The 13,403-nt window shown below is 64.5% G+C and carries 13 protein-coding genes; 10 read left to right on the top strand and 3 right to left on the bottom strand.

The window, feature by feature from the left end; all coding sequences use genetic code 11:
* The first annotated feature begins 14 nt into the window (after positions 1–14).
* The 10 genes from ACP5M5_RS03420 to ACP5M5_RS03375 all read left to right on the top strand — a co-directional run bounded on the left by ACP5M5_RS03420 (position 15) and on the right by ACP5M5_RS03375 (position 10,575).
* On the top strand, positions 15–1,334 hold the full coding sequence (locus ACP5M5_RS03420; RefSeq protein WP_427935559.1) for an MFS transporter: 1,320 nt from the start codon (positions 15–17) through the stop codon (positions 1,332–1,334).
* Positions 1,331–1,819: a cupin domain-containing protein gene (locus tag ACP5M5_RS03415; protein WP_427935558.1), complete on the top strand. Its 489-nt coding sequence runs from the start codon at positions 1,331–1,333 to the stop codon at positions 1,817–1,819. The genes ACP5M5_RS03420 and ACP5M5_RS03415 overlap by 4 nt, the downstream gene beginning before the upstream one ends.
* Before the next feature lie 70 nt (positions 1,820–1,889).
* The gene (locus ACP5M5_RS03410; RefSeq protein ID WP_427935556.1) at positions 1,890–3,131 is read left to right on the top strand and encodes a cytochrome P450; all 1,242 of its coding nucleotides are present in this window, start codon (positions 1,890–1,892) and stop codon (positions 3,129–3,131) included.
* Positions 3,128–4,330, top strand: coding sequence for an ABC transporter substrate-binding protein (locus tag ACP5M5_RS03405; protein WP_427935555.1), 1,203 nt, complete (start codon positions 3,128–3,130; stop codon positions 4,328–4,330). Before ACP5M5_RS03410 ends, ACP5M5_RS03405 begins: the two co-directional genes overlap by 4 nt.
* Positions 4,331–4,346: 16 nt before the next feature.
* Positions 4,347–5,546, top strand: a complete 1,200-nt coding sequence (locus ACP5M5_RS03400) for a substrate-binding domain-containing protein (protein ID WP_427935553.1) — start codon at positions 4,347–4,349, stop codon at positions 5,544–5,546.
* 1 nt (position 5,547) lies between these two features.
* Positions 5,548–6,318 (top strand): ABC transporter ATP-binding protein, encoded by a 771-nt coding sequence (locus tag ACP5M5_RS03395; protein WP_427935552.1) that lies wholly within the window; start codon positions 5,548–5,550, stop codon positions 6,316–6,318.
* Positions 6,319–6,321: 3 nt separating this feature from the next.
* On the top strand, positions 6,322–7,053 hold the full coding sequence (locus ACP5M5_RS03390; RefSeq protein WP_427935550.1) for an ABC transporter ATP-binding protein: 732 nt from the start codon (positions 6,322–6,324) through the stop codon (positions 7,051–7,053).
* On the top strand, positions 7,050–8,033 hold the full coding sequence (locus tag ACP5M5_RS03385) for a branched-chain amino acid ABC transporter permease (protein WP_427935549.1): 984 nt from the start codon (positions 7,050–7,052) through the stop codon (positions 8,031–8,033). Before ACP5M5_RS03390 ends, ACP5M5_RS03385 begins: the two co-directional genes overlap by 4 nt.
* Positions 8,033–9,109, top strand: coding sequence for a branched-chain amino acid ABC transporter permease (locus ACP5M5_RS03380; RefSeq protein WP_427935548.1), 1,077 nt, complete (start codon positions 8,033–8,035; stop codon positions 9,107–9,109). The genes ACP5M5_RS03385 and ACP5M5_RS03380 overlap by 1 nt, the downstream gene beginning before the upstream one ends.
* 29 nt (positions 9,110–9,138) lie before the next feature.
* Entirely contained in the window at positions 9,139–10,575 is a 1,437-nt protein-coding gene (locus ACP5M5_RS03375; protein ID WP_427935547.1) for an NAD-dependent succinate-semialdehyde dehydrogenase, read from the top strand.
* 226 nt (positions 10,576–10,801) lie between these two features.
* On the opposite strand, the gene ACP5M5_RS03370 is transcribed toward ACP5M5_RS03375, so the two are convergent.
* From ACP5M5_RS03370 to hemA, 3 genes are all read right to left on the bottom strand, one after another.
* The gene (locus tag ACP5M5_RS03370; RefSeq protein ID WP_427935546.1) at positions 10,802–11,071 is read right to left on the bottom strand and encodes a hypothetical protein; all 270 of its coding nucleotides are present in this window, start codon (positions 11,069–11,071) and stop codon (positions 10,802–10,804) included.
* Between the two features lie 70 nt (positions 11,072–11,141).
* Positions 11,142–12,176, bottom strand: a complete 1,035-nt coding sequence (hemC, locus tag ACP5M5_RS03365; protein ID WP_427935545.1) for a hydroxymethylbilane synthase — start codon at positions 12,174–12,176, stop codon at positions 11,142–11,144.
* Positions 12,177–12,190: 14 nt separating this feature from the next.
* The gene (hemA, locus tag ACP5M5_RS03360) at positions 12,191–13,402 is read right to left on the bottom strand and encodes a 5-aminolevulinate synthase (RefSeq protein ID WP_427935543.1); all 1,212 of its coding nucleotides are present in this window, start codon (positions 13,400–13,402) and stop codon (positions 12,191–12,193) included.
* Position 13,403 lies beyond the last annotated feature (1 nt).

Below are 13,403 nucleotides of genomic sequence, written 5' to 3'. Positions count from 1 at the left end.
ACCAGGGTCTGGCCATGACAACGACACGCACCCCGCTCGCCGCGCCGACACCGGCGGCGCCCATCCCATCAGCGCGCAGCCATCTCGGCCTCGACTTGATGCTGTTCTTTCTCGCTGATGTCCGCGACGGGTTGAGCCCGTTTTTCGCGATGTTCCTTGGGAGCGTCCGCCATTGGTCGCCGGGCGCGGTCGGGCTCGCCTTCGCGCTCAGCAATATCGCGAGCGCGGTGAGCCAGGTTCCGGCCGGCGTGCTGGTTGACCGAACGACGCGCAAGCGCCTGATGTTCGCGATCTCGGGCGCGATGGTGGCGCTTGGCGTTCTGCTGATCGCGCTCGTTCCGGGCAAGGCCGCGGTGTTCACCGCCTCCGTCATTCTCGGCATCGCCCTTGCCGTGTTTCATCCCATCACCATCGGCTTGAGTCTCGGCATCGTTGGCCGGCGCGGTTTGGCTGCGCGCGTCAGCCGCAACGAGACATTCAATCATGCCGGTAATTTCCTGGCCGCCCTCTTGATCGGCGGCACTGGCTGGCTCTTGGGTCTGACCTGGATTTTCATCCTCGCGAGCGTTTTCGCGCTCGCCAGCGCGGCGATGGCGGCGGTGATCCCGGCGCATGAGATTGACCACCGGGCGGCGCGCGGCGATGCCTTGCCGGGCGCGAGCGCGACGCCGCTCGCAGCCCTTCTCCGCCGGCGCGATTTGATCGCCTTTCTCGCCGTCTGCCTGCTTTTCTATCTCGGCAACGGCGCCATGCTGCCGCTGGCGAGCGAGGCTTTGGCCGCGCATCATGCGAGCGGCCTGTTCGCCGCGAGCGGCTGCATCATGGCGGCGCAATTGGTGATGACGTTGGCGTCGGCCGCGGTCGGCCGTGCGGTCGTCGCCGGGGTTGGGCGAAAGACGATATTTCTCGTCGCGCTCGCCGTGCTGCCGCTGCGCGGCCTCTTGCTGATGATTTTCCATGACCCGCTCGCGGTGGTCGCGGTGCAGGCCCTCGATGGCATCGGCTCCGGGATCTTCGGGGTCGCGAGCGCCCTGATCGCCGCCGATCTCATGCAGGGCACCGGCCGCGTCAACCTCGTCCAGGGCGCGGTCGCGCTCGCCGTCAGCCTCGGCGCCAGCGCCTCCAATCTCGCCGGCGGCCTGATCGCGCAATATTGCGGCTATGATCTCGCGTTTCTCGCGCTCAGTGGCGCGGGCCTTGCCGCGGTGATCGGGTGCGCCGTCCTGGTGCCCGAAACCGGCCCGCGGCCGCGCCGCGATCGGGGCTGGATAGACGCCCTGTTTGGCGCCAAAATGGCGCTCACCAATGCAGTGGGGAGCGTCGTCAAATCATGAGCCATGCCGAAGGCCCGCAGGGGTATCACCACACGCCGGATTGGAAAACCGAGGGCGTGCGGGTCATCCCCGGCCACAGCCTCGACCCCAATACCGCGCAGACGCCGGGGATGGATCGCAGGGCGGCGATCAATTTCGCCCGCGTCGGGGCGCAAAAAATCTGGGCCGGCACGGTCAGCATCCACCCCAACGCCAAAACCGGCGCCCATCACCACGGCGCGCTGGAAAGCGTGATCTATGTCATCAAGGGCCGCGCACGGATGCGCTGGGGCGAGCATCTCGAATTCACCGCCGAGGCCGGACCCGGCGATTTCATCTTCGTTCCCCCCTATGTGCCGCATCAGGAGATCAACGCCAGCAGCGACGAAACCCTGGAATGCGTCCTGGTGCGAAGCGATAACGAAGCGGTCGTCGTCAATCTCGATATCGAACCGGTCGAGACGCCCGAAACCGTCCCCTGGATCGATCCCATCCACCGCGCCTGATGCGCCCGCGGCGTCCTGATTGACGCGGTGATACCCCGCTTGTAGCGTGCGTCGCGAGGGAGAGGAAAACGTGGACGAAACGGTGGCGGCCGCTCACGCGGGAGATAGGCATTGGCTCGCCACGTTCGACCTTCGCGCCCTGCCGCCGGCATTTTACGAAAACCCTTATCCTTTCTACCATGCCTTGCGCCAGCATGATCCGGTCCGGCGCATGCCCGATCACAGCTATTTTCTCACGCGGCACGCCGACGTGGTTGCCGTCTATCGTGACGCGCGGCGGTTTTCCTCTGACAAGAAAGAGGAATTTCGCCCGAAATTCGGCACAAGCCCGCTTTACGAACACCACACCACAAGCCTCGTCTTCAACGATCCGCCGCTCCATACCAATGTGCGCCGCCTGATCGCCGGCGCCCTTTCTGCGCGTGTCATCACCGAGATGGAGCCCGGAATCGAGCATCTCGTCGCCGCCCTCCTCGATCGCGCCGCAGAGCGCGGAAACATCGATTTGATCGAGGATTTCGCCGCCCTCATTCCCGTCGAGGTGATCGGCAATTTGCTTGCCGTCCCGCACGAGGAACGCGGCCCGTTGCGCGGCTGGTCGCTCGCTATTCTCGGCGCGTTGGAGCCGGCGCCGGATGCGGCGATGCTGGCGCGCGGCAATCGCGCGATCGAGGAGTTTCTCGCCTATCTCCGTGATCTCATTGCGGCGCGTCGGCGGCTTCCCGGCGATCCGGCGCGCGACATCCTGACCCGGCTGATCGCGGGTGAGGCCGACGGCTCCCGTCTCACCGAGAAAGAGCTTCTTCATAACTGCATTTTTCTCCTCAATGCCGGGCATGAGACGACGACCAATCTCATCGGCAACGCGCTCCACGCCCTCATCACATTTCCGGCCGAGCGCGCCCGTCTCCTCGCCGATCCCACCCTCATGGCGAGCGCGATCGAGGAATTTCTCCGCTTCGAGAGTTCGAACCAGCTCGGCAATCGTCGCGCCCTCGCCGCCTGCGAGATTGGCGGGATCAATATCCCCGAAGGCGCGCTGATCACGCTTGGCATCGGCGCCGCCAATCGCGATCCGGCGCAATTTCCCGACCCCGACCGCCTTGATCTCGCGCGCACGCCCAATCGTCATGTCGCGTTCGGTTTCGGCATTCATCAATGCGCCGGGCTCACTGTCGCGCGGCTCGAAGCCCGCATCGCGATTGGCCGCTTTCTCGAACGCTTCCCGCGCTATGATCTCGCAGCACCGCCGGTCCGTGGCGGGCGGGCACGATTTCGCGGCTTTCTCTCGCTCCCGGTGACGCTGACATGATGCCATCGCCCCTAACCCGCCGTTCGTTCGCGGCACTCGCGGCGTTGCCGCTGCTCGGCGGTCGTGCCCGCGCCGAGGAAACACCGCTTCGCATCGGCGTCCTCACCGATGAGACCGGCCCCTATGCCGATAGCGGCGGGCCAGGTTCGGTGTTCGCCGCGCAGATGGCGGCAGCCGATTTCGGTGGCCACATGCTCGGCCGTCCGATCGAGATCGTGCATGCCGATCACCAGAACAAACCCGACATCGCCGCCGCCATCGCCAGACGCTGGTATGACGAGAACGGGGTCGAGGCGATCATCGATCTGCCGGTGACGGCAATCGCGCTCGCGGTGCAGGAAGTGGCAAAGCAGCGGCGCAAAACGGTGATGATTACCGCTGCCGCGACCGCTGACCTCACCGCAAAATCCTGCTCGCCCGTCAGCACCCATTGGGCCGATGACACCCATGCCCTGACCGCCGGCACCGCCAAGGCAGTGCTCGATGGCGGCGCCAAAAGCTGGTTTTTCATCACCGTCGATCACGCCTTCGGCCGCGCCATGCAGCGCGACGCGAGCGCGGTGATCGAGGCGAATGGCGGGCACGTGCTGGGCGCTGCGCGCCACGCGATCGGCGCCAGTGATTTCGCGCCGTTCCTGCTCCAGGCACGAAGTTCCGGCGCACAGGCGATCGGCCTTGCCTCCGTCGGCGGCGATCTCATCAATCTCATCAAACAAGCGCGCGAATTCGGCCTGCTGCAAGCCGGCGGGCCGGTAATCGTCGGCTTCCTCACCTATATCACCGATATCAACGCGCTCGGCCTCGACATGACCGAGGGGCTGACATTTTCCGCGGGATTCTACTGGGATCAGAGCGAACGCGCGCGCCAGTTCGGCGCGCGTTTCAAAGCGGCGCGGGGTGCGATGCCAACCAAGAACCAAGCCGCGATCTACACCGCGACGACGCATTATCTCCGCGCGTGCGACAGCGCCAAAACCAGCGAGGCGCTCGCTGTCAATCGCGCCATGCGGGCGCAGCCGCTCGATTATTTCGGCCATCCGGCGCGCGTGCGCGAAGACGGGCGGGTGATTTATGATCTGACCCTTTATCGCGTCAAAACGCCGAAAGAAAGCCGCGCCCCCTGGGATTACTATCAGGCACTCGCGACTATCCCCGGCGATAGCGCGTTTCTGCCGGCCAATCCTGCCTGCGCGGGATGATTTTTCGGAGGATATCATGATGAGACGGGTTTTGCTCGGCCTGGCCCTGTCGCTTTGCGCAAGCCAGGTTTTTGTCGCGGCCCGCGCCGAGGACAAGCCGCTTCGCATCGCGCTGATCGAGGACCGCACCGGCCCTCTCGAAGCCTATGCCAAGCAATCGGAAACTGGGTTTGAACTCGGCCTCGAATATGCAACCCACGGCACCATGATGGTCGCCGGGCGCAGGATCGAGCTGATCAAAAAAGATAGCCAAACCAAGGCCGATGTCGCGCGCAACCTGCTTGCCGAGGCCTATGGCGATGACGATGTCGATCTCGCGGTCGGCGGCACCAGTTCGGCGGTCGCGCTCGCGATGCTGCCGGTTGCGCAGGATTACAAGAAAATTCTGATCATTGAGCCCGCTGTCGCCGACAGCATCACCGGCGCGAAATGGAACCGCTATATTTTCCGCACCGGCCGCAACTCCTCGCAAGACGCGATCGCCAATGCGCTCGCGATCGGCAAGCCGGGGGTGATCGTCGCGACGCTCGCGCAGGATTACGCCTTCGGCCATGATGGGGTTGCGGCGTTCCGCACCGCCCTCGCCGCGACGGGGGCGCATCTCGTGCATGAGGAATACGCGCCCCCCACCACCACCGATTTCACCGCGCCCTTGCAGCGGATTTTCGACAGTCTCGCCAACGAAAAAGGCGACAAGGTGATCTGGGTGATCTGGGCCGGCGGCGGCGATCCGCTGAGCGCGATCAAGGCGATGGACCCGGCGCGGCTCGGCATCAGGGTCGCGACCGGCGGCAACATTCTCCCCGCCCTCGTCGCCTACAAGGCGTTTCCGGGGCTCGAAGGTGCCACCTATTATTATTACGACATTCCAAAAAATCCCGAAAATGACTGGCTTGTTGCCGAACATGAAAAGCGCTTCCATCAGCCGCCGGATTTCTTCACCTGCGGCGGGATGGCGGCGGCGATGGCGGTGATCACCGCCGTCGAGAAAACCCACGGCAAGACCGATAGCGAAACCCTGATCGCGGCGATGGAGGGTCTCGCCTTCGCGACGCCTAAGGGAAAAATGATCTTCCGGCCACAGGATCACCAGGCGCTGCAATCGATGTATGGCTTCCGCATCGCGGTCGAACCCGATGTCGCCTGGGCGGTGCCGAAGCTCACCCATGAATTCACCATCGAGGAGATGTCGGTGCCGATCCAGAACGGCCGCTGAGATGGCGAACGCCGTGGCACTTCTCCGCACCGAGGCGCTCTCGGTGCGCTTCGGCGGCGAGGTCGCGGTCGATGGCGTCTCGGCGGCGTTTTATCCCGGCACGCTGACCGCGATCGTCGGCCCGAACGGTGCCGGCAAGACGACATTCTTCAACCTGATCTCGGGCCAGATCCGGGCGAGCGCCGGCGAGGTCTGGCTCAAAGGTGAGCGCATCACCCGCCTCTCGGTCCCGCAGCGTGCGCGGCGCGGTCTCGGCCGCGCATTTCAGCTCACCAACCTCTTCCCGGGGTTATCGGTTTTCGAGAATGTCCGCCTTGCGGTGCAGGCCGAGGCACGGCGTGATTTCCGCCTTCTCAGCCTCGCCTCCGAACATCGCGATCTCAACGCGCGAAGCGCCGACCTGCTCGAAACCGTGGGCCTCCGCGCGCGCGCCGGCGCCCCGGCGAGCGCCCTCAGCCACGGCGATCAGCGCAAGCTCGAGGTCGCACTTTTGCTCGCGGGGCGGCCGGACGTCTTCATGTTCGACGAGCCGACGGCGGGAATGAGCGTTGATGAAGTGCCGCCGGTGCTCGACCTCATCGCCGCCATCAAACGCGATCGCGAGAAGGCGATCTTGCTCGTCGAGCACAAGATGGATGTCATCCGCGCGCTCGCCGATCGGGTGATCGTTTTGCATCAGGGGCGCCTGGTCGCCGATGGCGTGCCAGAGGCGGTGATGGCGCTTGCGGTCGTGCAAGAGGCTTATCTCGGCAGCACGGGCAGCGAGGGCTGAGCGATGGCCGCGCCCGTGCCGCTTCTCGAACTTGCCGGCATGCACACGCATATCGGCCGCTATCATATTCTGCATGGCGTCGATCTCGCGGTTCCCGAGGGCTATGTCAGCGTGTTGCTGGGGCGAAACGGCGCCGGCAAAACCACGGCTCTGCGCACCATCATGGGGCTGTGGCGGGCCTCGCGAGGCGCGATCCGTTTTGCCGGGCGCGAGATCGCGACGCTGCCGACGCCCGCCATCGCGCGCCTCGGCATCGCCTATGTGCCAGAGAGCATGGGCGTGTTCACGGCGCTCACGGTCGCCGAAAATTTTCGCCTCGCGGATTGGCGCGGCGATCCGGCTCCGGCGCGGCTCGAGGCGGTGATGACGGCGTTTCCGGTGCTCGCCGAGAAATGGCGAGCGCGGGCCGGAACCTTGTCCGGGGGACAAAAGCAGATGCTCGCGATCGGGCGCGCGATGGCCGCCGAACACCGTTTGCTGATCATCGACGAACCGAGCAAGGGCCTCGCGCCGGTGATGGTTGCGCAACTCACCGAAGCGCTCGCCCGGCTCAAGGAAGGTCACACCACCATCCTGCTGGTCGAGCAGAATTTCGCCATGGCGCGCGCGCTCGGCGATCATGTCGCGGTGATGGAGGATGGGCGCATCGTCCATCGCGGCGAGATGGCGACGCTGGCCGCCGATATTGCCTTGCAGACCCGGCTTCTCGGCCTCAGCCTCGCGAGCCATCAATGACTCGGATTGCCCTCGCCGCGCGCGATCCTTTGCCCTATCTCGTGCTGCCACTGCTTGTCCTCGTGGCGCTTTTGGGGATGAGTTTCTCCACCTGGCTCACCCTCACCGTCGCCGGCCTCGCCATGGGGTGCCTGCTGTTTCTCGCCGCCATTGGCCTCACCTTGATTTTCGGCCTGATGGATGTGCTCAATTTCGCCCATGGCGGGTTCGTGACCCTTGGCGCCTTCATCGTTGTTGCCGTTCTCGGCAGTGGATCGTTGGCGGGCTTGGGTATCGCGGCAGCGCTCGGCGTGGTCGCGCTGGCGATCGCGCTGGCCGCAGGCGCGGGGGCCGGGGTGGGGCTGGTGTTCGAGCGCCTTCTCATTCGCCGCGTCGCCGGCGCCCCGCTCCGTCAAATTCTGATTACCGTCGGCGGCGGCATCATTTTGCAGCAACTCCTGATCATCGTGTTTGGCGCTGAGCCTTTGCCTTTGCCGCGACCGCTGGCGTTGCGCGGCAGTGTCATCATCGCCGGCGCCCCGCTCGAACGCTATCGGCTCATGGTCTCTCTGCTCGGCCTCGTCATTTATGCCGCAATTCAGCTTGCGCTCAACCGCACGCGGCTCGGATTGCTGATCCGGGCAGCGGTGGAGAACCGCGAGATGGTGGAGGCGCTCGGGTTTCGCGCGAGCGCCCTGTTTCGCCTGGTGTTTGCCGCCGGCACCGCGCTCGCCGCCGTGGGCGGCGTGGTCTTCGCCCTCTATGCCGGGATGGTGACCGCCGATCTCGGCGGAGAAATCATCATCCTCGTTTTCATCGTCGTCATCATCGGCGGTCTCGGCTCGGTCAATGGCTGTTTTCTTGCCTCTCTCCTGCTTGGGCTCGCCAATAATTATGTCGGATTTCTTGCCCCCAAGCTCGCGCTCGGCACCGATATCGCGCTGATGCTGATCGTTCTGTTGTGGCGGCCGCGCGGTTTGCTGCCGATGGATGGCGCGTGATGCGGCTTCTCTCTGAGGATCGCCCCGGCCATTGGCTGCTTGCAGCCCTCCTCGTAGCACTCCTGCTCGTGCTCGCCTTCGCGCCGTTTGTGCTTCCCGGCACCAAGGCGCTCGCGGTCGCGGCGCGGATTCTGATCTTCATCGTGCTGGCTGCGAGCTATGATCTCCTGCTCGGCTATACAGGCATCGTCTCCTTCGCACAGACGACGTTTTTTGGCCTCGGCGCCTATGGCGTCGCGATCGCCTTGAGCGGCGGCGGCGGCTGGCTTGCGCTCATTCTCGGGGCGGCGGCGGGGATTGCGGTTTCGATCGGCTTGGCGCTGGCGATGGCGCTGCTCTCGCTCCGCGTGCGGGCGATTTTCTTCTCGATGATCACGCTCGCGCTGGCCCGCTTCGCGCAGGTGCTGGCGAGCGAGTGGCGCGGCCTCACCGGCGGCGAAGACGGCCTCACCTTCTCCGTCCCGCGCCTGATCGCGCCGGGGTTTCACCCTTTCGCTTCCCCCATCCTTGGCTTGCGCATCAGCGGCACAGTGATCGCCTATTATTTTATTTTCGCTGTCACGCTGGTCTCTTTTCTCGTTCTGCTTCGCATCGTCAATTCGCCGTTCGGGCGGGTTTTGCAGGCGATCAGGGAAAACCCGTTCCGCGCCGAGGCGCTCGGTTATCGGACGATTTTCCATCGCGCGCTGGCGAGCGCGCTCGCCGCCGGGTTCGCAGCCCTGGCCGGGGCGATGCTGGCGATGCAGCTTCGTTATACCAATCCAGATACGACGCTTTCCTTTTCGCTGATGATTGATATTCTGCTGATGGTGGTGATCGGCGGCATGGGGACGCTCTATGGCGCGGCGATAGGGGCGACGGTGATGGTGCTCGCGCAATATTATCTGCAGCCGGGGCTGTCGCTGCTCGCGGCGGCGGCGCGGGGGATCCCGCTCGCGCCGGCGCTGTTCGATCCCGAGCGCTGGCTGCTTTGGCTCGGGCTGATCTTCGTGCTGGTGGTTACGTTCTTTCCCGCCGGCATCGTGGGCAGCCTGCGCGCCCGAGCAAACGCCGCAGCGCGCCCGCCGATCGCCTGACATCGCGACATGATCCGAAGGAGACGACAATGTATCCGCAGCTGACCGAGCTTTTTATTGCCGGCGAATGGCGCGCGAGCGCCGATGGCCGACGCATCGCCGTTCTCAACCCGGCCACCGCCGAGCCGATCGGCGAGGTCGCCCATGCCGGGCGCGCCGATCTCGACGCGGCGCTGACCGCCGCCGAACAGGGTTTTGCCGTCTGGCGTCGCAAGAGCCCTTATGATCGCGCGAATGTTATGCGCAAGGCCGCCGCCTTGATGCGCGAACGCGCCGACACCATCGCCCCGATCATGACCATGGAGCAGGGCAAGCCGCTCGCCGAGGCGCGCGGTGAGACGCTCCTCGCCGGCGATCTCATCGAATGGTTCGCCGAACAGGGAAGGCGGAGCTTCGGGCAGGTCATCCCCGGCCGCGCCGAGGGGGTCCATCAGCTCACCTTCAAGGAGCCGGTGGGGCCGGTGGCCGCCTTCACGCCGTGGAACTTCCCGATCAATCAGGCGGTGCGGAAGATCTCGCTCGCGCTCGCCGCCGGCTGCTCGATCATCGTCAAGGGGCCGGAGGAAACCCCCGCGTCCTGCGCCGCGCTGATCCGCGCTTTCGCCGATGCTGGGGTGCCGGCGGGCGTCGTCAACCTGGTCTTCGGGGTGCCGGCGGAGATTTCCGAATATCTCATCCCGCATCCGGTGATCCGCAAAGTCTCCTTCACCGGCTCGACCGCGGTCGGCAAGCAGCTTGCGGCACTCGCCGGCCAGCACATGAAGCGGATCACCATGGAACTAGGCGGGCATGCCCCGGCGATCGTGTTCGAAGACGCCGATCTCGACCGCGCGGTCTCGATCCTGAGCGCCAATAAATTCCGCAATGCCGGCCAGGTCTGCGTCTCCCCGACGCGGTTCCTGATCCAGGAAAAGGTCTATGACCGTTTCGTCGAGGGCTTCGTCGCCGCGGCCAGGGCGCTCAAGCTCGGTGACGGGCTCGAGAAGGACACCCGCATGGGCCCGCTCGCGCACGCTCGCCGCGTGCAGGCGATGGAAGGCTTCGTTCAGGACGCGGCGCAGAAAGGGGCAAACATCGTGACGGGCGGCGAGCGCGTCGGGAACAAAGGGTATTTCTTTGCGCCGACCATCCTCACCGACGTGCCGATGGAAGCACGCATCATGAACGAGGAACCCTTTGGCCCGGTTGCCATCATCCGCCCGTTCCGTGACGCCGAGGAGGCAGTCGCCGAAGCGAACCGGCTGCCCTATGGGCTTGCCTCCTACGCCTATACCAGCTCGGCGCGAACCGCGGCGATGATCGGCGAACGCGTGGAAGCGGGCATGATGTCGATCAACCATCACGGTCTCGCCCTTCCCGAAGTTCCGTTCGGCGGCATCAAGGATTCGGGCTTCGGCTCAGAAGGCGGCACCGACGCGATCGAGGCCTATTTCAACACCAAGTTTGTGACGCACGCGACCCGTTGACCTCTAGCTTAGGGCCAAACCGATGACAATGCGCGATGATACAGCGTGGCCCATTGATGGTGAGCGCCTGACCTGAAACTCGTTTGATCGGCCTCGTGGCCTATGATCCCCTGGATTCGCGACCAGTTTGGCGGGATTTGTGCGGCCGAGGCACGAGGCCGATCGGGCGAGCGATGAGGCCATCCGGGCGCGCCGTCGTCTCAAATCATTCGACAACGGACAGATATCATGTCGCCTTTGGCGCGAATAAGCCACAATAGCCGTTGGGACTGATCTCGCCTTTGACTTGCTGGCAGGCATTCGGCGCCACGAAATAGGTGCATTGGCTGCAATGCTTGCCGTCCTTGGGTTGATCTTGGTACTGTACATCTTTTTTCTCGAGCATCGGCTCAGCGCGCGCCGTCTGGCTCCGCACACCGATGCCCGCTGCAACCATCGCGAGACCGGTTCCCAAAACCGTGCGGCGTGATGTGTGAGGGTAATTTTCCTTGGCCACCTTATCCGCTCCCTTCGCCTGTCAAACATCCTTCCGAAATCGCCCCGAAACGCGGTCTGTCAATCCCTCCTTACAAGAAAATGTCGCCCGGTGAATCCCGCCTGAGGCCCTCGCCCAAGGCTTGGCCAAGACGCGTCGCATCGGCCCAACCGCCTTCGAGAGAGCGTTTGAGCAAAAACGAACCGTCCTCACGAGCCACGAGACCGGTAAGGCGGAGTCTGCCCTCCGGCAGCACCACCGCATAGCCCCCGATCGGCGTGCGGCAAGAGCCATCGAGAGTGGCGAGCAGCGCACGTTCGGCCGTCGCCACCGCCTTTGCCTCGATGTCCTCAATCGCTGCCAGAAGTTCGCGCAATTCTTCCTCGTCCTCCCGAACCGTGATCCCTATGATCCCCTGGCCGGCGGCCGGCACCATCACCTCGGGATCGATCGCGATCATCCGCCGTGGGGTAGCCGCGAGCCGTCTGAGCCCAGCGAAAGCGAGCAGAGTTGCGTCATAGCTGCCGGTTTCGAGACGATCGAGCCGCGTCTGGACATTCCCCCGCATCATCACGACGCGAAGATCAGGGCGTCTGTGCAACAATTGCGCCTGTCGCCGTACCGAGGCGCTGCCAATGACCGCGCCCTGGCCGAGACCAGCAAACGGATCGCCCCCCACCCGCGCATCAAGCCCGTCGCTGCGGTCGGCAAGCACCAACGCATCGCGCGCATCCTCGCGCTTTAAGGTACAGGCGAGGACGATGCCCGGCGGCAAAGTGGTTTCGAGATCCTTGAGACTGTGGACCGCGAAATCGATGCGACCATCCGCCAACGCCTCATGGATCTCCTTGGCGAATAAGCCCTTGCCACCGATGTCGGCGAGCCGCGCGCCACAGGCTTGCGAGGCATCGCCGGTGGTACGGATCGGATGTTGCTCGAACACGCCGGCGTTGCGCAGTGGCGGGCAGAAATTCGCGAGTTCGTCGAGAAAGAGGCGGGTCTGTGTTAGCGCGAGCGGCGAAGCGCGCGTGCCAACGCGAAGCGGCAGCGCGCGCCCATGCACACGCACCTGCACCCGGGGGCTGAATTGTTTGAGATCGGCGATGGGTGGACGGGCGAGATCCATGATGCGCTCGCTCTCTAGGCTGCGCGATCGAGTCGGAGATCCGACCAGATGGTCGTCAGGGCAGCAATCATATGGTCGATATCGGCGTCGGTGTGCAGCGGCGAGGGCGTGATGCGCAGGCGTTCGGCGCCGCGCGGCACCGTCGGGAAATTGATCGGCTCGATATAGATCGCAAAGTGCTCGAGCAAACGATCGCTAATCTGCTTGCAGAGCACGGCATCGCCGACCATCACCGGGACGATGTGGCTCGGGTTCGAAAGATGCGGCACACCCGCCGCGCTAAGACGACGGCGGACCGTCGCGACGCGCTCGTGCAGCTGCGCTCGCTCGGTATTGCTCTGTTTGAGATGGCGAATGCTGGCCAGCGCCCCGGCCGCGACCGCTGGCGGCAGCGCCGTAGTGAAAATAAATCCGGAGGCGAAGCAGCGCACGAAATCACACAATGCCGCCGATCCCGCGATATAGCCACCGATGACGCCAAAAGCCTTGGCGAGCGTGCCTTCAATGACGGTAAGCCGTGACGTCAACCCTTCACGCTCGGCAATGCCGCCGCCGCGCAGCCCATAAAGCCCGACCGCATGCACTTCATCGAGATAGGTCATCGCCCCGTAGGCATCGGCAATATCGCAGAATGCTGCGATCGGCGCGATATCGCCATCCATCGAATAGACCGATTCGAAGGCGATCAGCTTCGGCCGGTCAGGATCAAGTCCCGCCAGCTTGCGTTCAAGATCCGCGGGATCATTATGCGCAAAAGTGATTTTCTCCGCACGGCTGTGGCGAATCCCCTCGATCATCGAAGCATGATTGAGCGCATCCGAGAGCACGACGCAGCCAGGCAGGCGAGAGGCAAGCGTGCTCAGCGTCGCCCAATTCGACATGTAGCCGGAATTGAAGATCAGCGCTGCCTCTTTGCCATGCAGGTCGGCGAGTTCCTGTTCCAGAAGAACATGCAGATGATTGGTGCCGGCGATATTGCGTGTGCCACCAGCGCCGGCGCCATGGCGATCAATCGCCGCGTGCATGGCCGCGAGCACCGCCGGATGCTGGCCCATGCCGAGATAATCATTGGCACACCAGACGGTTACCTTCCGCCGCCCACCGGCGACATGCTGCGTCGCGCTGGGAAACTTACCCGCATGGCGCTCGAGATCGGCAAATACGCGATAGCGGCCCTCGCGGTGAAGGGTTGCGATCTGCTGGCGAAATCTGTCGTCGTGGTTCATG

The sequence above is a fragment of the Acidibrevibacterium sp. genome (genome assembly GCF_049965395.1).
GTDB lineage: Bacteria > Pseudomonadota > Alphaproteobacteria > Acetobacterales > Acetobacteraceae > Acidibrevibacterium > Acidibrevibacterium fodinaquatile.
This window is presented reverse-complemented; position numbering and strand designations above follow the sequence as displayed.